The following is a 20,738-nucleotide window of genomic DNA, read 5'->3' on the forward strand; positions in this document are numbered from 1 at the left end:
TTATAACTCACAATATATTCCTTCAGCCAGGTTTTTGCAGGGATACCTCCATGTCATCGTCGAATCATCAATCAGACCGTCGGCTTCCTGTGGCCCCCAGGTTACCGCAGGATATCCGAAAATCGGTATTGACTGATCATTCTCCCATGCCCTCAATATAGGATCAACTATCTTCCACGATTGTTCAATCGCATCACCACGGGTAAACAATGTGGCATCGCCCTGCATGGCATCAACAAGCAGGCGCTGGTAGGCTTCCGGCAGGTTTTGCGATCCCAGGTCAGAATAATGAAAATCGAGATTGACATCCTGCACATGAAAACCGGTACCGGGTATTTTCATGCCAATTTTAAACAGGATGCCTTCGTCGGGTTGTATGCGGATGATTAGCTGATTATCCGAATTCATGCGTCCTTCATCAAAGCAGAACAACCGGTGAGGAGTTGGCCTGAAATGGACAACGATTTCTGTTACCCTTACCGGGAGGCATTTTCCTGTACGGATATAAAACGGTACTCCTCCCCAGCGCCAGTTGTCAATAAAAAGCCTCAGGGCCACATAAGTTTCTGTTCGGGAATCAGATGCCACGCCCGGTTCACTTCTGTACCCGTTGTGCTTTATACCGCGCACCATCGACTCGGTGTATTGGCCCCGGATCACGTCACTCCCTATATTTTCAATACGTCTGACGGAATGAAGCACCTTGAGGGTTTCGTTGCGGATATCGTGTGCATGAATGCGGGTGGGGGGCTCCATGGCAATAAGCGATACCAGCTGTAACAGGTGATTCTGTACCATATCGCGCAAGGCTCCTGATTTGTCATAGTAGCCTCCGCGGCCTTCCACCCCAATGCTTTCAGCGGCGGTTATCTCCACATGATGTATATAATTCCGGTTCCAGAGCGGTTCAAAAATACCGTTGGAAAACCTTGTCACCATTACGTTTTGAACGGTTTCCTTCCCCAGGTAATGATCAATGCGGTAGATCTGGTCCTCATCGAAACATTGGAGAAGATGGTTGTTTAACAATTGGGCGGATTTCAGGTTAATCCCGAAAGGTTTTTCAACTATGATCCGTTTCCAGCCGTTATCATTCGCTGTAAGGCCGTTAATACTTAGTCCCGAGGCAACGATCTCATACAGGGAGGGAGGTGTGGCCAGGTAAAAAATACAATTTCCGCCTGTACCATGGGCTTGCTGCAATTCGTCAATTTTAGTCCTGATGCTTCCGTATTCTGAAGTGTCCATTGTATTTACCGAAATGTAATGAAGCATTGAAACAAATGCTTCAATTACATTTTTACCAGGTGTTTTATCACCCGTTTTTGAGAGTTCCGTTGAGATTTTTGTCCTGAATTCTTCTGATGAAAATTCCTTCCGGCCGACACCAAGAATGGCAAAGCCATCAGGAAGCAATTGCTGTGAGAAGATTTCAAATAGTGCCGGTATTAACTTCCGGCTGGTTAAATCACCTGACGCGCCAAAGATAACAAGAAGCTGATTTTCCAATACTTTCATCCGATACTAAATAATTTCATTATAAAAATACCAAAAAAAAATGTTAATTATGCGTTTCAGATATTCACGGGATCTAAGATGAGCCGTAAATTATACATAATATTTATCCTGCTGTTCCTGTTTTCGTGGCATGCATTTGCACAGGATGAAACCGAAACCATGGTATCCGAGAGCTTCCTGATCAAATCCGCAGAGGAGGGTGATTCAGTCCAGGTAAAAACTCTTGTTCGTTCAGGGGTAAATCCCAATTGTACAACATGGGAAGGTGTCACACCTCTGATGTTTGCTTCGCAAAACGGCCATATTAACATAGTAAAGTACCTTCTGTATGCAGGAGCCAAGCCGAACTTACAGGCCGTCGATGGTAACACGGCATTGATACTGGCTATACAGACCGGGCAGATAGCCATTGCAGAAACACTGATACAAAACAAGGCCGATATTAACATGGCTAATAATGATGGTGTCACACCTCTTATGCAGGCGATCATGGTGGATAGCTTTTATATTCCCGATATGTTGATTTATTACGGGGCAAAAGCAGGCGACAAAGATAAAAAGGGTCGGACAGCCCTTATGCTGGCAGCCATGTATGGCAGCTATGATATTGCCCTGGAACTGCTTCAGGCCGGTGCAGGTGTCAATGATACTGATGAAGAAAAGAACACAGCCCTGCATTATGCCACATTGAACGGGAACAGGCAGGTGATGGATCTGCTGATCGTAAACGGCGCTGAAATTGATGCAAGAAACACATCAGGATATACTCCTTTGTCAACTGCTGTAGCGCAAAATAATTACAAGGCCGTTGTTTCATTGGTCGGCTACGGGGCCGATGTGAACAACCCGATCACCCGTTCACTGAATCCGCTCGCACTGGCACTTAACAATAGAAGTGACTCCATAGTGCAAATTCTCAGGATCAATGGTGCAGAACAAATAAAGCGTCCCGATTTCAACCAGGTATTATTCGGGTTAAACTACATTTTTAATGAAAGCGACAAACAACTTGGCTTTAGTTTGGGTATCCATGATTCACGGTTTCATTTTATGCCTTCGATCGGCTATTCATTCAGACCCCAGGCTATAAGAGTCCTTGAGAAAGGAAAGCACAATGAAATGTACCAGTACTGGGAAAGGCGGCATTACATATATGCAACACTGGATAAGGGTTTTCTTGTGCAGCAATTCAATAAGAACCTCAGCACCGGTGCCTGGGCCGGTTTGTCAGGTGTTATTACATTCGGAGGCTACAAAGGATCTTCGTTATCGCCGGATACCCGCTTTATACTGGCACCGCGCGCCGGTATGTACCTGAAATTCTCAAATGCAAGGTTACGGTTCTTCTATGAAATTATGGACCTGCATCTTACCGGATATAATTACGACTGGTTCGGAGTATCACTTGATCTCCTCTTTGATACAGGAAAAGGAAAATTGAGGTTCCCTTAAAAAGAAGTTATGAAAACAACGATAGTTCTGATTTTATTCGTCATAATGGTCAGTTCATGTAATGAAAAAATATTCACTGCTGATGTGAACTGTGATGAATGTTATATTGATAAGCCGGATAAAGCAGATTTGGCAATTTCAGTCACCATTAACTACAAATATCCCCGGGTTCCGCTTGTGATTTATAAAGGAAATATTGAGGCCAACGATATTGTTGCCATTGATACTGCCGAGTCAAGCCCGTATTATATTTATGTGCCAACTGAGCAGTATTATTCGGTTAAGGCTGAATACAGCAAGGACACAGTAACTACTTACGCAGTGGATGGAACGCACCTTAGATCGCTATCGGTTAACGATGCCTGCGATTCAAAATGTTATGTTATTACGAATGAAAAGCTGGATGTCCAACTGAAAAAGGAATTCCAGTGATTATTGCATCATCACAATGTCAACAACCGAATTTCCGGGTTTCTTGTCTTTGTACCTGATAAGAATATCATAGAAAGCAGTCTTGTTGCAAACAAAACCCACAGTCTCAAAATATTTCTCATTCAACGAATTGGTAAGTATCATCGTATCTCCGTCAAGCAGTTCCATAACGGCCTGCCCTGCGTAATTGTCGAGATGATTGGTGATTTTAAATTTATACGAAGTCCCTTTGTTCAGCTTAATTGTCATGAAATATTCGTTTTCATAATCTTTCGGACTGACCTTTTCAAGCTTAAATCCAATCTGCTTAAGAAATATTTCTTTTTGCTGGGCAAACCCATTCATTCCCAAAAGAAAGAGAACCCCCAGTATTAAAATTTTTCTCATAATCACTATTAATTTCATTACAAAAGTAAAAATAAGTTCCACTTCAGCATTCAGAGTTATGAACTATTGAACACGTTTAATGGCCAGCCAGCTGTAATCATTGTCGAGCATGATCAGCTTAGCGTTTTCCGAAACCCGGCTTGTAGTTGATTTTGCTAACCTTTCAATTGTTTTTGAAAGCCTTGCCCTGTACTCTTTCTGGTCGAGTCCTGTGCAAACTGTCTTTCCGTTTCTCATGTAGAACAGAGCTTTCACCTGGCATTTTTCATCCGTTCCGTTCAGGGCTTCTTCCAGTGCACCAAGCCTGCTCCATTTTCCTGAAGCAACTGACCACCAGTTGTGCGCTCTTTCGATGCTTAATTTTTTTATCAGGTCTCTTTTCTCTGTTTCATTCATCGTTTCCATTTGGGTCAGGTTATCACCTGTACTGAAATATTCTGTAAAAGTCTTTTTAAGGAAATCATTCAGTTCTTCCGCCGGCAAATGAAAACCTGTAAAACCGAAATTCTTAAATGTCAGTTCTTCAAGCAGCCATCCTGCACGGATACAAGCCATGTCAATATCATAATCAATAATTTGCCCATGTCCGAAAAATCGCTCGGCACCAGGATATATCAAATCCCCCGTATTTTTAAGTTTCAGGATCTGGCCATTGTTCAGGAGTTCAATCAATCCCGGGATTCCTTGTTCGCCCAGGTTTTCAATATTTTCTTTTGCAGCGATCACTGTTGGCCAGTCGTTTGATAAAAATTGCTCAAATAATTCCTTAACATTCCCGTCCCCGGCTGAAACAGGAATGAGGAAACCCAAGAAAAGCAGGTGGAAAAAGATTTTTTTCATAAAAATTGAATAATGATTTTGAAATCTTTCTTTATTACGAAAATGATTCGCAAAGAGTTGCCATGTCAAAAGCATTTTGATTGTTTGCTGGGTGTTAAAAACAAGCTATATTCGCAATGAGAATGAGGAATCATCATGGATCAGATCAATTGGGGTATAATAGGTTGCGGCAATGTTACTGAAAAGAAAAGCGGACCTGCTTTCGGTAAAGTGAAAGGTTCCAAGGTCATGGCCGTTATGCGTCGTGATGCCGTCAAAGCGGCTGATTATGCAAAAAGGCATAATATTTCACAATGGTATAGTAATGCCAACGATATCATCAACCATACTGATATTAACGCGGTGTATGTTGCCACGCCCCCTTCGAGCCACGCAGAATACGCCATAAAGGCAATGGAAAAAGGAAAGGTTGCTTACGTTGAAAAACCTATGGCAACTAATAACGACGAATGCAAAAGAATGCTGGATGCTTCAATAGCCACAGGACAGCCTTTGTTTGTAGCCTATTACAGGCGATACCTGCCTTACTTCATCAAGGTAAAGGAAATCCTTTCTTGCGGAGTGCTGGGCAACTTATTATATGCAGAAATTGATTTTCATATATCTCCCAGGCAGGAAGATTTTGACAGGGACAATTTACCCTGGCGACTTAAGCCTGAAATTGCAGGAGCCGGATATTTCTACGACCTGGCCTGTCATCAGCTTGATCTTTTCGAGATGTTTTTCGGCCAGGTAAAGGCCGTCAATAGCAAATCGTTCAATCGCCGGGGATTATACACTCCCGAAGACACTGTTTTTGCACTTTTGGAATACCAGTCGGGTTTGCCTGTAAAAGCCTCCTGGTGTTTTGCTGCCGGCAACCAGGAGCATCGCGACATTCTTAAGATTTACGGTAGCCGGGGTTCCCTTGAGTTTTCAACTTTCGATTTTACTCCTATCCGGTTGAATACAGAAGATGGCCTGCAGGAATTTCTTCCTGAAAACCCTGAGAACATCCAATACTGGTTTATCCGCAATATGGTGGAGCAGCTTCAGAACGAAGGCCCTGTGTTTGGAAACGCTGAAAGCGCAGTACGCACAAACGCCCTGATGGATAAAATACTGAATAAGAATTTATGAAAGTTGTTGCTGATGATAAAATCCCCTTTCTTAAGGGTGTTCTTGAACCTTTTGCAGACATCGTGTACGTAAACGGTTCGAAAATAAGTTCTGATCATTTGCGTGATGCCGATGCCCTTCTGATCCGCACACGTACTATTTGCAACGAGGCATTGTTAAAAGGATCGGGTGTCAAATTTATTGGAACGGCAACAATAGGCCATGATCATATTGATACCGCCTGGTGTGAATCGAATGGCATTACCTGGAAAAACGCCCCCGGATGCAATGCATGGTCGGTAAGGCAATATATAACTTCCACTCTTTTCAACCTGGCAGCCATACATCAGTTTGATCTTTCTGACAGGGTTCTTGGTGTGGTAGGGGTAGGCAACGTCGGCAGCAAAATTGTAAGAACAGCCGAACTGATGGGCATGCGGGTATACCTTTGCGATCCGCCAAAAGTGCGTGAAACAGGAGCATGCGGATTCATATCGCTGAAAGGTATTTTGCGTGAATGCGATATTCTTACATTCCATGTACCCCTGAACCGCGATGGTGAAGATAAAACATGGCATATGGTTGACGCGGGTTTGCTTTCATCGGTAAATCCCGGCACCATCATCATCAATTCATCCCGCGGAGAGGTGGCTGATGGCACGGCTCTGAAAGCGGCACTCAAATCGGGTAAAATTTCAGGTTTCGTGCTGGATGTATGGGAAAACGAACCGGATATTGACCTTGAGCTGATGGCCCTGTGCGACCAGGCAACACCTCATATTGCAGGTTATTCAGTGGATGGCAAAGCCACTGGCACAGCCATGATCATTCATGAACTGAGCCGGTATTTCAACCTGCCTCTTGAAAAATGGGAAGCAACGGGTCTTCCTGAACCGGATGAACCGGTTATACACATTGACTGCACCGGTCTTCAAACCCATGAAATCATAAGAAAGGCTGTATGGCATACTTATGATGTGAAGGCAGATGACACAAGGCTGAGGTCTGACCCTGCTTTGTTTGAAAAATTACGGGGCGATTATCCGCCAAGGCGTGAATTCGGGGCTTTTACCGTAAAGCTTTCAGGACCAGGCAGTGCAGCTGGTATGATTCTTCGGAAAATGGGTTTCATTGTAATATAATCTACTAAAATCACTCAAATGAACGAAAAAGCAGATATCGGCCTGATTGGCCTGGCAGTAATGGGCGAAAACCTTGTTCTTAATATGGAGAGTAAGGGCTTTACAGTGGCGGTCTTTAACCGCTCTGTCGAGAAAGTCGATAAATTCCTTAACGGAAGAGGAAAAGAAAAAAAATTCATAGGCGCTCACGATATTGCTGAATTTGTTCTGAGTATTAAACGGCCCCGAAAAGTAATGATGCTTGTTAAAGCCGGCCAACCGGTAGATGATTTCATTGAACTGCTGATCCCTCATCTTGAAAAGGATGATATTATTATTGACGGCGGTAATTCGCATTTCCCCGATACAATAAGGCGAACCGCTTATGTTGAAAGCAAAGGCTTACTGTACATTGGTACCGGCGTGTCAGGCGGTGAGGAAGGTGCTTTGAAAGGTCCTTCAATCATGCCGGGAGGATCTCCGGCAGCATGGGAATCGGTTAAACCTATTTTCCAGGCAGTGGCTGCCAAAGTGGAAAACGGTATTCCATGTTGCGACTGGGTAGGAGAGAACGGTGCCGGACATTTTGTAAAAATGGTGCATAATGGTATTGAGTATGGTGACATGCAACTCATTAATGAAGCGTACCATATCATGAAGGATCTTTGCGGGCTTACTTATGATGAAATGTACAGGACATTTGCAGCCTGGAACGAAGGTGAACTCGACAGCTATTTGATTGAGATCACAAGAGATATCCTTGGTTTTAAGGATGAGAATGGAGAGCCGCTTGTGGAAAAGATCCTTGACACTGCAGGCCAGAAAGGTACCGGAAAATGGACAGGTATTGAAGCCCTTAATCTTGGAGTGCCTCTTACTTTGATTGTGGAAGCTGTTTTTGCCCGGTCACTTTCATCCTTTAAAGATGAAAGGGTTAAAGCATCAAAGATCCTTACCCGTGTGAAACCCGATTATAGCGGAAATAGGAAAACACTTGTAGGTGATATAAAACATGCTCTGTATGCTGCAAAGATTGTGTCATATGCCCAGGGTTACGCCCTGATGAGGAGTGCGGCCCAGGAGTATAAATGGAACCTCAATTACGGTGGTATTGCACTGATGTGGCGGGGTGGATGTATTATCAGATCGGCTTTCCTGGGTAAAATTAAAGAAGCGTTCGACAGGAATTATAACCTCGAAAACCTGCTCCTTGATCCCTATTTCACACAAACTGTGCTCCAGGCACAGGAAGGATGGAGAAGAGTGGTTTCGGCAGCTGTTGAACAGGGAATTCCTGTTCCTGCCATGTCGTCAGCCCTTGCCTATTTTGACGGGTACCGCTGCGAGCGTTTGCCTGCCAACCTGTTACAGGCTCAGCGCGATTACTTTGGCGCACACACATATGAACGGACCGACCAGCCCCGTGGACAGTTCTTCCATACCAACTGGACGGGAAGGGGAGGGGACACTGCTTCAAGTACGTATAATGCATAAACGTCATTGCGAGGAGCTTGATATATGATTGATTATAGAAGGATTACTGTCGACGAAGCAATCTGCCAGCACAGGAAGAACTGTTCTGGCAGATTGCTTCGTCGCAATAAATATTACTATAATCAATCATTTTTAATGCTCCTCGCAATGACGAACTTTTCTTGGCCTGTTTTTTGTGTATATTTGTCATGAATTTGGTTCTTTGAATATTTGGGGCTGTTTTGGCTTTGACAGCAGATTAGCAGGTAAGTAAGCATGCCGGGCTCCGCACGGTATCCCGTTAAACTACAGTGCAAACAATTAAATGGCGAAGCAAATTACGCGCTTGCTGCCTAATCGAAGTTTAGTAGATTAAGGCTTTATTCCGGCACAAGGTGTCTGAACAAGCTGTTCCTCCGTGGCCATGCTTTACGGCGGCGGATCAAGGGGCACATAAAAGGTAAAGCTGGCCGGGTGATATCTCTTAAACCAGGCGAGAAAATAAGAGGATAAGATACGGATGGGCCGCCTGATGCCAGTCCGTGTACGAAAACCAATATCACGCTAAGCATGTAGAAACCTTATTGGCGGTTTGTTTGGACCCGGGTTCGAGTCCCGGCAGCTCCACAAGAAAAATTTGCGATTGGAAGAAATTTACGATTTACGATTGGAAGGAATACCCCTAAAATCGTAAATCGTGAATTGTCGATGACTGAAATATGTTGACCAAAAAAAGGAGGTTAACATGATGTCAAAAGTAAGTATTCTGGATCAGGAAAAAAGAGCATTATTTAGTCGTAGGTTCAGCGATGACTTTAAAAAAAAGAAAGTCAAGGAACTTGAGACAAATTTGGTATCGATTAATGAAATTTGTAAAACATACGGTGTGTCAAGGACAGCCGTATATAAATGGATTTACAAATTTTCAATTATGGCTAAAAAGAATGTAAGACAAGTGGTAGAAGCCAAGAGCGATACCCAAAAAATTAAGATGCTTGAAGAAAGGATTAAGGAGCTTGAGCGGGTCATCGGCAAAAAGCAGCTTGAGATAGAGTTTAAAGACAAGATGATCGAAATAGCAGGCATCGATAAAAAAAAACTAAGTTCGAAACTCTCATCTGGTACACCTACAACAGATCCGAACACGGGAAAAAAATGAAGGATGTACTAGAAGTTGCAGGAACAAGTAAACAAGGCTTTCATCAGATGTTAAAAAGACGCTATAACAGCCAGGAGAATCGGGAACAATTACTTCCTATTATACACAAGCTTCGAAAAGATCATCCCAGGATGTCAGCAAGAGATATGTATTTACTCTTGCGGCCACAGCACATGGGGAGGGATCAATTTGAACGGTTTTGTTTAAGCCATGGCTTTCGGGTAAAACGTCTGAAGAATTACCGTGTAACTACAAATAGTTATGGTGTTACTCGTTTTGCGAATCTGATCCGGGATAAAAAGTTGACAGGTATCAACCAGGTTTTTGTGAGCGATATAACCTATTTTGAGATTGGACCAAAATGCCATTATATCACACTGATAATGGATTTATACAATAGGGAAATAGTTGGTTGGTCTTCCAGTAATAATCTAAGAACGGAAAGCACCACCATACCGGCATTATACCAATTGTATCAAACTCGAGGTAGAGATAATGTAAAAGGGGCCATTTTCCATTCAGATGGAGGAGGACAATACTATTGCAAAGAGTTTTTAGCACTCACAAAAAATATCCTAGAGAACTCAATGACAGAAGAAGATGTATATGAGAACTCGCATGCGGAAAGGCTTAATGGCACAATAAAAAACAATTATCTTTATCCATATAATCCAAAAGATGGATCAGCTTTAATAAAGATGTTGAATAAGGCAGTATTCATGTATAATAACGGAAAGCCACACTGTGCACTCGGAAAACAAACACCAGTAAGCTATATGAGGCATACTGTTGATAACGAGAATAACTCCAAAGCGAGTTATTTCCCGTTATCAACAGTATATCATATACATACAAATAATAATTTAATTAGTAACAAAAAAGTCAACGTTATTTAGGCATTGACAAATCGTAAATCGTGAATCGTAAATCGTAAATCGTAAATTTCTTCTAGCTTTTATAATAACTTATATTCCTCACGGTAACCCTGCTGATATTACCGTCGAGTAACTGGGTTTGCTGGATCCAGTTTCCTGCCTCGTCATATTCATATTCATACACAAACCTGAATTCTTTGTTGCTCGCCGGAAGAATAATTTTGGCTTCAATCACATCATTATTATCATTTCTTTTGAAACGCCTCACTGCTTCTATATTTCCCTTACCATCCTTTTTTGTTTCCGAAATCACCTGGCCGTTTGAAATTTCATATGTTACTGAACCCACAACATCCCCATCCGCATTCAATGTTATAGTTTCAGCAAGGTCATTTCCATTGTACCTGTTTTTATAAATAGCCTGTTTTTTGCCTTTCTCATCCAGGACTTTCACCTTTGAAACTTTGTTACCGGCGAATACATACTGTTCCTTTCCGGCTTCTGTACCGCCAATGAATTTATCGATCTCCCTGCATTGCCCGTTTTGATTATAGCAATATTTTGAAACCATCGTTATATCGCCGTTTCCGTCGAACAAAGAGCTTTCAGTCACATTGCCTTGCTCATCGTATGTCATTGCTGTCTGCCTGCATTCCATTATATCGGCAAAAGGACAGCAAATGCTACCCTGGTTATTGTGGATTGTTTTTGTGAGACTCTTCACTTTCCCTTTCAGATTGGCAGCTTCAAGGTCGGTTTTGATCTGAGTGTTTTGTGTGGTGCATGAAACTGCCGGTATGGCAATAAGGCAGAGAAATAACATCTTCTTCATGGTATAGCAGGTTTTTATTTCGAATTTAAATAAACCTGTCTTATGCCTGATTAAAATGAAATTAAAAATTTGTAATCCTTATTTAAAGCTGGCTGCGACTTCCTGGCATACTGGCTTTCAATTTCTTAATTTCATTGAAATGCTCCATTGTTGTGCGCTCCTTCTCCAGCCTTGTCTTTTGCTTGTAATCTTCGAATTCTTTCAGAAGGTCAGTGAGTTCTTTCCTCGTTTTAAGGGTTGTTGTACGGTTTTGCTTAAATGTAAGATATCCTATAACAAGCATGGCTACAAGGATCCCTAAAATGGTCCACATTATTGTATTATAGGTAGCCTTATGGATTTCAATTCCAAGGATCCGGATGCTGTTTTTTGTCCTTGTCATGGATTCGAGGTTGTTATTGGTCGAAGCAAGGCTTTGATTTATCGAGTCAATTCGGTTATTAAGCCTGTTTTTCTCCGTGATCAGATTATTGATTGTCTTTTTTGAACGGGCAAGAGAGTCATTAATATTCTTAGCCAACAACTGAAAGATATCTTCACGGACTGCACGGAAATTCTCATAAACCCTTGTATGCTCCTGGGTAAAATTCAATTGTTCGGGAATACTCTGACTACGGTATTCTTCCGGAATCGGCTGACTGTTGCTTTTGAGTGAAAGGGACAAAAACGCGATAGCGATCAAACTGATTTTAAGTAACGGATATTTCATTTTAACGAAAATTTAAGCCTAATTTCCTACATAACGATTGAATGTACTGATTTAGTATAACAAAATGCAAACTCAGTTGTTCCGCGACTAACGGTTATTGAGCTTTTTTCAACGAACTGATCATCTGTAACGGATCTTCTGCTTTAAAAACGGTCGTGCCGGTAACCAGCACATTCATGCCGGCATTAAAAAGTGCACCGGCATTCGACAGGGTAATGCCGCCATCAACCTCAATCAATGCGTGCGAATTTGATTTTTCAATCAGTTTCCTCGTATTCTCAACTTTCCTTAATGATGATTGTATGAATTTCTGCCCTCCGAAACCCGGATTTACCGACATGATCAGGATAATATCTGCCATGTCGATTACTTCTTCAAGTGCGCTTACAGGAGTATGCGGATTAAGTGTCACTCCTGCTTTCATGCCCAGTTCATGGATTTTCTGGACCGTTCGGTGCAGGTGTTTGCAGGTTTCCACATGCACTGTAAGATGATCAGCCCCTGCATCCCTGAAATCTTCAATGTAGCGGTCGGGATCAACGATCATCAGATGAACATCGAGAGGCTTCCGGGCAAGATTTTTAACTGAACGAACAACCGGTATACCGAAAGATATATTGGGAACAAAAACGCCGTCCATTACGTCAATGTGAATCCAATCGGCTTCACTGTTGTTAATCATTTCAACATCACGGCCAAGATTGGCAAAATCAGCTGCAAGAATAGAAGGGGCAATATACCGGGTCATAATTATTTTTTGTCTGCGCAAAAATAAGAAAGTTTAACCGGTTTGCCCAACCTGTTTTTAAATTGACTGTCAGCCTAAATAAACCTTCAGTAATTTGCACCGGGTTGCGTTTTTCAGTCGCTTGATCGCTTTTTCCTTGATTTGACGGACTCTTTCGCGGGTGAGGTTGAACTCCTGGCCTATTTCCTCAAGTGTATACTGATATTTGGTGTCCAGTCCGAAATAAAGTCGCAGGATATTGGCTTCACGGTAAGTTAATATGGATAAGACCCTTTCTATTTCACGTCGGAGTGAATCGGTAAGAAGGCCTTTGTCCGGACTGCTTGCATCTTTGCTTAGTAGCACATCATAAAGTGTGCTTTCTTCATCGTCTTTAATTGGAGCATCCATTGAAACATGCCTGCTGGCACTTTTCATGGCATCTTTTACATCATCAGTCGCCATTTCAAGCATTTCGGCAATTTCAAGCACAGATGGCTCCCTTTCATAACGTTGTTCAAGATCAGAAAAAGCCCTGTTGATTTTGTTTATCGAACCTATTTTATTGAGTGGAAGTCTTACTATCCTTGCCTGTTCGGCAAGGGCTTGCAATATCGATTGCCTGATCCACCATACGGCGTAAGAAATGAATTTAAATCCCCGTGTTTCATCAAAACGTTGCGCGGCTTTAATAAGTCCCAGGTTGCCTTCATTAATCAGATCGGGCAGGCTTAGTCCCTGGTTCTGGTATTGTTTTGACACAGAGACAACGAACCGGAGATTCGCTTTTATAAGCTTTTCAAGAGCTTTGTGATCGCCCTTGCGAATGCGGGATGCGAGTTCAACTTCCTCTTCGGTTGTAAGCAAATCCACTTTACCTATTTCGTGGAGATACTTGTCGAGCGAAGGTGTCTCACGGTTGGTGACTTGTTTGACAATTTTTAATTGTCTCATATGAAATGGTTTAGGGTTGCTTTAGTACAGGGCTGGAATACATAGGTCTTATAAAATTAACAAATTTTATCACTCGTTATTCAATAAAAAAATATCTTTTCGGTTGTGTATTTGTTATGAAATCCGTATTATTGCATCAGAATTCCCGAGCAAATTCCATCAACATATACGTTTCTAGTCCCTATTCCTTTTGCCAAGCAAGCGAAATTGTTATTTTGATGTCGATTGAAACTCTTTAAAATAAATCAATCTTAATTTATGTATGATATTTTAGAGCTTAATAAAAAGCTTCTTCCTGAACTTAAGGATATAGCAAAGCAGTTAAATGTAAAAAAGGCAGACCTGCTGCGGAAACAGGACCTCATTTACAAAATTCTCGATCAACAGGCCATTCTGGCTACCGAAGCTAAAAAAACCGAGCCTTCAAGGCCCGAACCTGCCAATCATAATGCTGAAATGAAAAGGAGGGGTCGCAGGCCCCGCCGTCCTGAAAACGAAAAATCCGAACTTGTATCCGAAGCCAAGCCGAGTGAACCTGAATATGTAGCTCAGCCTGTTGCTGAATCTCAGGCTGCCGAAAATACGGTTGTACCTGTTGCTGCAAGTGCCCCGGTTGCAGAAAAAAGAGCTGATCAACCTGTACAGTCGAATGATAAACCCAAAGGAAATTTTTTCAGCAGGGCTTTTGATAATAAAAGATCACCGGGTGATTTCAGAAAAAGAAATGATTTCAGGCGCTTTGAAAAGAATCAGCCTAGGAATGATTCATTTGAAAAACCTGTGAATGATGAATACAGGGCTCCTAAAGGTCCAGATTTTGAAGAGCTTGTGCCACCTGAAATGGAAATCGAGGAACAAGTGATACCGGCAGAAAACGACGGCGAACAGCAACAACAACCTGCTGCTGCGATGCCTCCTGAATCCAAGCCCCGGTACGAACAGATGAAGTCGTTCGAAAGAAAAGCCCAGGATAAACCTTCAGAATTTGACGGTATAATCACCTGCCAGGGTGTTCTTGAAATAATGCCCGACGGTTATGGCTTCCTGAGATCGTCAGATTACAATTATCTTAATTCACCAGATGATATTTACGTTTCACAGTCGCAGATAAAACTTTTCGGGCTGAAAACAGGTGATACAATTACCGGTACAATCAGGCCTCCCAAAGAAGGAGAAAAATATTTCCCGCTCATCAAAGTAATCGAAATCAATGGTCGCAATCCCGAGTTTATTCGTGACCGTGTACCTTTTGATTATCTTACTCCACTTTTCCCCAACGAAAAGTTCACGCTTGTTAAACCCGGTGTAAAAACAAATCTGTCAGCCCGTGTTGTTGACATGTTTGCTCCTATCGGCAAAGGTCAGCGTGGTCTCATCGTTGCTCAGCCCAAAACGGGTAAAACTATTCTTCTCCAGGATATAGCCAATGCAATCGCTGCAAACCATCCCGAAGTCTATCTCATTATCCTCCTTATCGACGAGCGTCCTGAAGAGGTTACTGAAATGGCAAGAAATGTAAACGGCGAAGTGGTTTCTTCAACTTTCGATGAACCGGCTGAACGACATGTGAGAGTGGCTAACATGGTTATTGAAAAAGCAAAGCGCATGGTTGAATGCGGCCATGATGTGGTTATCCTTCTTGATTCAATTACCCGTCTGGCCAGAGCCTTCAACACCATTGCGCCAGCATCGGGCAAGGTACTTTCAGGAGGTGTTGATTCAAATGCACTCCAGAAACCCAAGAGATTTTTCGGGGCAGCCCGAAATATCGAAAACGGTGGTTCACTCACCATTATCGCCACCGCACTTACCGATACCGGTTCGAAAATGGACGACGTTATCTTTGAGGAATTCAAGGGTACCGGTAATATGGAGCTCCAGCTCGACCGTAAACTGTCGAACAGAAGAGTTTACCCTTCAATCGACATCACTGCTTCAAGTACACGTCGCGAAGACCTGCTGCTTGATAAGAACTTCCTGAACAAGATCTGGGTGCTCAGAAAGTACCTGACCGATATGAACTCCATCGAAGCAATGGAATTCCTGCGGGAACGACTTGCCAAGACCGACTCCAACGAGGAGTTCCTGATATCCATGAATGGCGAATAAAACAATTTTACCCCTTCTGATCAGGAAGGGGTAAAATTTACACTACACTTCTGCGTTTTGTCTGATATTTACCAAACAGGGAAACTTTAACACAGTCCTTATCGTATTCTGTTCTTTACCTACACCCTGGCAGCCAAACAGGTTCTTTATTTAAAATGAAAATGAATTAAGAACGCATTGTTAATAAAATAACAATCTATCGTATTTTATTGTATTTTTGTGGATTCTTTTAAAAAATAGTAATATAAAGTAGTAATTATAAGGGAGTTAAGATGACCACTAAGAAAAATTTTGTAACTTGTGACGGTAATTATGCTGCCTCTCATGTAGCTTACATGTTCAGTGAAGTTGCAGCTATTTACCCCATTACCCCTTCCTCGACCATGGCCGAATACGTTGACGAATGGGCAGCCAATGGCAAAAAGAATATGTTCGGTGAAGAGGTAAGGGTTCTCGAAATGCAATCCGAAGCCGGTGCTGCCGGTGCTCTGCACGGTGTGCTGCAGTCAGGATCGCTGGGTTCCACTTTTACCTGCTCACAGGGATTGTTACTGATGATTCCAAATATGTATAAAATGGCCGGTGAATTATTGCCTGCCGTTTTCCATGTTTCAGCGAGAGCCCTTGCAGCCCAGGCACTGTCAATTTTCGGTGATCATAGTGATGTGATGGCTACACGCCAAACCGGATTTGCCATGCTGGCTACAAGCAGTGTTCAGGAAGTAATGGACCTTGCAGCCGTTGCACACCTGTCAGCTATAAAATCAAGAGTTCCTTTCCTTCATTTCTTTGACGGATTCAGAACTTCCGCAGAGATTCAGAAAATTGAGGTGCTTGAAATGGAAGATCTTGCCAAACTGGTAGATCAGAAATCATTGAAAGAATTCAGGGACAGGGCCTTGAATCCCGATCATCCTGTTACCCGCGGAACAGCTCAGAATCCTGACGTTTATTTCCAGAGCAGGGAAGCATCAAACCCTTTTTATGAAGCTCTTCCCGAGATCGTTGAAGGCTATATGAAGGAAATGTCAAAACTTACAGGTCGCGACTATACTCCTTTTAAGTATTATGGTGCCCCGGATGCTGAAAATATAATCATTGCAATGGGTTCGGTTACTGAAACCACCCGCGAAGTTGTTGACTATCTTAATGCAAAGGGTGCCAAAACCGGTTTGGTTACAGTTCACCTCTACCGTCCGTTCTCTGCAAAACGTCTGCTCAGTGTAATCCCGGCATCCGTGAAACGGATTACCGTTCTTGACCGCTGCAAGGAACCCGGTGCAAACGGCGAACCCCTTTATCTTGATGTAAAAGATGTATTCTATGGAACTCCGAATCCACCGATGATCCTCGGTGGCCGTTACGGATTGAGTTCAAAGGATACCACACCGATACAGATCATCACCGTGTTTGAAAACATGGCTGAAAAACAGCCCAAAATGCACTTCACGGTGGGTATCGAGGATGATGTTACTAATCTTTCATTACCTGTTAAGCCTGAAATCAGCATTTCAGAAAAAGGCACATTCGAAGCTAAATTCTATGGTCTTGGTTCCGACGGTACTGTAGGTGCCAATAAGAATTCTATTAAGATTATCGGTGATTCAACTGATAAGTATGCTCAGGCTTATTTTGCTTACGATTCAAAGAAATCGGGCGGTATTACCACATCTCACCTGCGTTTTGGCGATAAGCCCATCCGCTCGCCTTACCTGGTAAGCACACCCGACTTTGTTGCATGCCATGTGCCTGCATATCTCGAAAAATATGATATGCTCAAGGGCATTAAGACAGGAGGCACTTTCCTTTTGAACAGCATCTGGGATGCTGAGGAAACAAAAAAGATGCTTCCGGATAATGTAAAGAAAATTCTCGCCGAAAAGAAAATAAATTTCTATATCATCAATGCCACAAGGATTGCTGAGGAAATTGGTCTGGGCAATCGCACCAACACCATCATGCAATCAGCATTCTTCAAAATTGCGAACGTTATTCCGTTTGAAGATGCCATGGGACAGATGAAAAAGGCCGTTATCAAGACCTTTGGACGTAAAGGTGAGGAAATAGTTAACATGAATATTGCTTCAATCGATCGCGGAAGCAATGTAACAAAGGTTGACGTTCCCGCTGAATGGGCTAACATAGTGGTTAAGCCGAAAGCCGACACCCGCAACATTCCTGACTTTGTTAAGAATGTAGTTGAGCCGATGAATAATATGAAGGGCGATGATCTTAAGGTCAGCGCTTTCAAAGGCCGTGAAGACGGTACATTCCCTGCAGGCACCACCGTTTATGAAAAACGCGGGATTGCTGTGAACGTTCCTGAATGGATTGATTCATCCTGTATTCAGTGTAACCAGTGTGCTTATGTTTGTCCCCACGCTGCTATCAGGCCTTTCCTTCTTGATGAAAAGGAACTTGCCGGTGCCCCTGAAGGTACAAAAACTCTGAAAACCATTGGTAAAGGTTTTGAAGGTCTTCAGTACCGCATCCAGGTGAGCACTCTCGATTGTACAGGTTGCGGCGTTTGTGCCGAGGTATGTACATCAAAAGAAAAATCACTTGTTATGAAACCGCTGGCTTCACAGACAGCCGAGATAGGCCGCTGGAACTATATGACCGAACATGTTACCTACAAGGATAACCTTGTTGAAGTGGACAAATCGGTTAAAAACAGCCAGTTTGCCGAACCGTTGTTCCAGTTCTCCGGGGCTTGCGGTGGCTGTGGTGAAACACCTTACATAAAGCTTATCACCCAGTTGTTCGGTGACCGGATGATTGTTGCCAATGCAACAGGTTGCTCATCAATCTACGGTGGTTCTGCTCCTTCCACACCTTACGCTGCCAACAAACTTGGCAAAGGTCCGGCCTGGGCAAACTCACTGTTTGAGGACAATGCCGAATACGGCCTTGGTATAGCTCTGGGAGCCGACAAGCAAATGAAGAAAATCGCCCATATTATGCAGCAGGCGATTAACAATAATCCTGGTCTGTCTGAATCAACAATAGCTGTATTTAAAGAATGGCTTGAATCAACGACAGATGCAAAATTGTCGAAGGCAGCATCACAAAAGGTTATTGAAGCCCTTTCAAAGGAGAATAACCCGATTGCCAAAACCATTCTCGAACTGAAACAGTACCTTGTTAAGAAATCGATATGGGTATTCGGCGGTGACGGTTGGGCATATGATATTGGTTACGGCGGACTTGACCACGTACTGGCATCAGGTGAAAATGTAAATGTGCTGGTTGTGGATACCGAAGTATATTCCAATACAGGAGGTCAGGCTTCCAAATCAACACCTATCGGCGCAGTGGCAAAATTTGCTGCTTCCGGTAAACGCGTGAGAAAGAAAGATCTCGGCGCTATGGCTATGACTTACGGCTACGTTTATGTGGCACAGGTTGCCATGGGTGCAAGCCAGAACCAGTATCTCAAAGCTCTTCGCGAAGCAGAAGCTTATCCCGGTCCTTCACTTATCATTGCCTATGCACCCTGTATCAATCACGGTCTGCGTTCAGGCATGGACAAATCACAGGAAGAACAGAAACGTGCGGTTGATTCCGGATACTGGCACCTCTACAGGTATAATCCGCTTCTTGAAAAAGAAGGCAGGAATCCGTTTGAACTGGATTCAAAGGAACCCGACTGGTCAAAATTCCAGGAATTCCTTAACAGCGAAGTACGTTATACTTCACTTAAGAAAGCCTTCCCCAAGGAAGCCGACGAGTTGTTCAGGGCAGCCGAAGAAAATGCCAAATGGCGTTATAACGGCTACAAACGACTTGCTTCGATGGATTTTAGTACACAGGCAAAGTAATCTGAATCATACTTCAAAAAAGGCTGTCAACAAAACAGCCTTTTTTTTTTACTTTTGCAAAAATAAAATCAGGTTGGGAAGGATCCTGGCAATCGATTACGGACAAAAAAGAACGGGACTTGCAGTGACCGACCCTTTGCAGATCATAGCCAACAGCATTGGCACCCTACCTTCTGCAGAGGTCATGTCTTTTCTTGCTAAGTATACCGTTTCGGAAAAGGTGGATGCGTTTGTTGTCGGCTATCCCCGCCAAATGAACAATACACTGTCAGAATCTGTTAAGTTCATTGATCCGTTCATAGCCTCACTGAAAAAGGCTTTCCCGGGTATTACAGTATATCTGATGGATGAACGTTTTACATCAAAAATGGCTGTTCAAACTATGATAGCGGGTGGTGTGAAAAAGAAAGACCGCCAGAATAAAAGCCTAATCGATTCAATAAGCGCCACTATCATTTTGCAGTCCTTCATGGAACAAAAAGAGAGAAGAGAGGAGAGAGGGGAGTCCCAGAAATGAACACCGAACACCGCACACTGATTTAAGATTTAAGAAGATATACGAAACATCAAACATCAAACACACAATGATCTATCCCATAGTAGTATACGGTTCTCCCATACTCAGGCAGGTTGCCCGTGATATCACTGCCGAAGAATACCCGAATCTGAAAACACTGGTTTCCGATATGTTTGATACTATGCATAAATCAGATGGAATGGGACTTGCCGCACCTCAAATCGGGAAATCGATACGGATTTTCGTGGTGGATGCCACGTCACTGGCAGATGAAGACCCTGCCCTGGCCGATTTCAAAAAAGCTTTTATTAATCCTAAGCTTGAATTACTGGGTGAAGAAACAATTATTATGAATGAGGGATGCCTTAGTATACCTAAAATCCGCGAGGATGTCGACAGGAGCAACAAGGTTAAGATAACCTATTTTGATGAGGACTGGAATCGATATGAAGAGGAGTATGAAGGACTGAAAGCACGGGTTATCCAGCATGAATATGACCATCTCGAAGGTGTGCTGTTTATCGACAAGATCAGCCCCTTACGCAGAAAACTCCTGAAAGGCAAATTGAATGATATCACCCGGCTGAAGGTGGATAATCTGCCGTATAAGATTAAAGTGATAAAGTGATTGTTTGAGTGAAGTTTGAACGCTTCGCTGTTTGAAGAAGAAGTTTGAAGGAAGTTTGAAAAAGGTTAAAAGATTTCAAACGATTT

The 20,738-nt window shown here is 42.9% G+C and carries 18 protein-coding genes and 1 other RNA gene; 12 read left to right on the plus strand and 7 right to left on the minus strand.

All coding sequences use genetic code 11. The features are described from left to right. Complete coding sequence (zwf, locus tag VK179_02130; protein ID HLO57513.1) at positions 1-1,518, minus strand: glucose-6-phosphate dehydrogenase; 1,518 nt, start codon at positions 1,516-1,518, stop codon at positions 1-3. 78 nt (positions 1,519-1,596) lie between these two features. Between zwf and VK179_02135 the strand changes: the two genes are divergently transcribed. Continuing rightward, the gene (locus VK179_02135; protein HLO57514.1) at positions 1,597-2,970 is read left to right on the plus strand and encodes an ankyrin repeat domain-containing protein; all 1,374 of its coding nucleotides are present in this window, start codon (positions 1,597-1,599) and stop codon (positions 2,968-2,970) included. A 9-nt stretch (positions 2,971-2,979) separates the two neighbouring features. Next, on the plus strand, positions 2,980-3,402 hold the full coding sequence (locus VK179_02140; GenBank protein ID HLO57515.1) for a hypothetical protein: 423 nt from the start codon (positions 2,980-2,982) through the stop codon (positions 3,400-3,402). On the opposite strand, the gene VK179_02145 is transcribed toward VK179_02140, so the two are convergent. Next, a complete protein-coding gene (locus VK179_02145) occupies positions 3,403-3,789 on the minus strand; it encodes a hypothetical protein (protein HLO57516.1) in 387 nt (128 codons plus the stop codon). A gap of 63 nt (positions 3,790-3,852) precedes the next feature. Continuing rightward, complete coding sequence (locus tag VK179_02150) at positions 3,853-4,629, minus strand: hypothetical protein (GenBank protein HLO57517.1); 777 nt, start codon at positions 4,627-4,629, stop codon at positions 3,853-3,855. A 135-nt stretch (positions 4,630-4,764) separates the two neighbouring features. Here VK179_02150 and VK179_02155 point away from each other — a divergent pair, with 135 nt between their 5' ends. The 6 genes from VK179_02155 to VK179_02180 all read left to right on the plus strand — a co-directional run bounded on the left by VK179_02155 (position 4,765) and on the right by VK179_02180 (position 10,376). Beyond that, positions 4,765-5,748: a Gfo/Idh/MocA family oxidoreductase gene (locus VK179_02155; protein ID HLO57518.1), complete on the plus strand. Its 984-nt coding sequence runs from the start codon at positions 4,765-4,767 to the stop codon at positions 5,746-5,748. Further along, positions 5,745-6,869 carry a 4-phosphoerythronate dehydrogenase PdxB gene (pdxB, locus tag VK179_02160; GenBank protein ID HLO57519.1) on the plus strand — a complete coding sequence of 375 codons (1,125 nt, stop codon included), beginning with the start codon at positions 5,745-5,747 and terminating at the stop codon, positions 6,867-6,869. The genes VK179_02155 and pdxB overlap by 4 nt, the downstream gene beginning before the upstream one ends. An 18-nt stretch (positions 6,870-6,887) precedes the next feature. Continuing rightward, positions 6,888-8,342: a decarboxylating NADP(+)-dependent phosphogluconate dehydrogenase gene (gnd, locus tag VK179_02165; GenBank protein HLO57520.1), complete on the plus strand. Its 1,455-nt coding sequence runs from the start codon at positions 6,888-6,890 to the stop codon at positions 8,340-8,342. 212 nt (positions 8,343-8,554) lie between these two features. Next, positions 8,555-8,951, plus strand: a transfer-messenger RNA (tmRNA) gene (gene ssrA / locus VK179_02170). Between the two features lie 115 nt (positions 8,952-9,066). Next, entirely contained in the window at positions 9,067-9,480 is a 414-nt protein-coding gene (locus VK179_02175) for a transposase (protein HLO57521.1), read from the plus strand. Beyond that, positions 9,477-10,376, plus strand: a complete 900-nt coding sequence (locus VK179_02180; GenBank protein ID HLO57522.1) for an IS3 family transposase — start codon at positions 9,477-9,479, stop codon at positions 10,374-10,376. Before VK179_02175 ends, VK179_02180 begins: the two co-directional genes overlap by 4 nt. Positions 10,377-10,428: 52 nt before the next feature. On the opposite strand, the gene VK179_02185 is transcribed toward VK179_02180, so the two are convergent. The 4 genes from VK179_02185 to VK179_02200 form a co-directional block, all read right to left on the minus strand. Further along, positions 10,429-11,187 (minus strand): hypothetical protein, encoded by a 759-nt coding sequence (locus tag VK179_02185; protein HLO57523.1) that lies wholly within the window; start codon positions 11,185-11,187, stop codon positions 10,429-10,431. Positions 11,188-11,269: 82 nt separating this feature from the next. Then, entirely contained in the window at positions 11,270-11,896 is a 627-nt protein-coding gene (locus VK179_02190) for a hypothetical protein (protein ID HLO57524.1), read from the minus strand. A 94-nt stretch (positions 11,897-11,990) separates the two neighbouring features. Continuing rightward, the gene (gene rpe, locus VK179_02195; GenBank protein ID HLO57525.1) at positions 11,991-12,644 is read right to left on the minus strand and encodes a ribulose-phosphate 3-epimerase; all 654 of its coding nucleotides are present in this window, start codon (positions 12,642-12,644) and stop codon (positions 11,991-11,993) included. Positions 12,645-12,713: 69 nt separating this feature from the next. Next, complete coding sequence (locus VK179_02200; GenBank protein ID HLO57526.1) at positions 12,714-13,577, minus strand: sigma-70 family RNA polymerase sigma factor; 864 nt, start codon at positions 13,575-13,577, stop codon at positions 12,714-12,716. Positions 13,578-13,835: 258 nt separating this feature from the next. Here VK179_02200 and rho point away from each other — a divergent pair, with 258 nt between their 5' ends. The 4 genes from rho to def all read left to right on the plus strand — a co-directional run bounded on the left by rho (position 13,836) and on the right by def (position 20,652). After that, positions 13,836-15,686 (plus strand): transcription termination factor Rho, encoded by a 1,851-nt coding sequence (rho, locus tag VK179_02205; GenBank protein HLO57527.1) that lies wholly within the window; start codon positions 13,836-13,838, stop codon positions 15,684-15,686. 272 nt (positions 15,687-15,958) lie between these two features. Then, positions 15,959-19,507: a pyruvate:ferredoxin (flavodoxin) oxidoreductase gene (nifJ, locus tag VK179_02210; GenBank protein ID HLO57528.1), complete on the plus strand. Its 3,549-nt coding sequence runs from the start codon at positions 15,959-15,961 to the stop codon at positions 19,505-19,507. Between the two features lie 73 nt (positions 19,508-19,580). Beyond that, positions 19,581-20,024: a Holliday junction resolvase RuvX gene (gene ruvX, locus VK179_02215; protein HLO57529.1), complete on the plus strand. Its 444-nt coding sequence runs from the start codon at positions 19,581-19,583 to the stop codon at positions 20,022-20,024. Positions 20,025-20,091: 67 nt separating this feature from the next. Next, entirely contained in the window at positions 20,092-20,652 is a 561-nt protein-coding gene (gene def, locus VK179_02220; protein HLO57530.1) for a peptide deformylase, read from the plus strand. Positions 20,653-20,738 lie beyond the last annotated feature (86 nt).

This window comes from Bacteroidales bacterium, assembly GCA_035299085.1.
In the GTDB taxonomy this organism is placed as follows: domain Bacteria; phylum Bacteroidota; class Bacteroidia; order Bacteroidales; family UBA10428; genus UBA5072.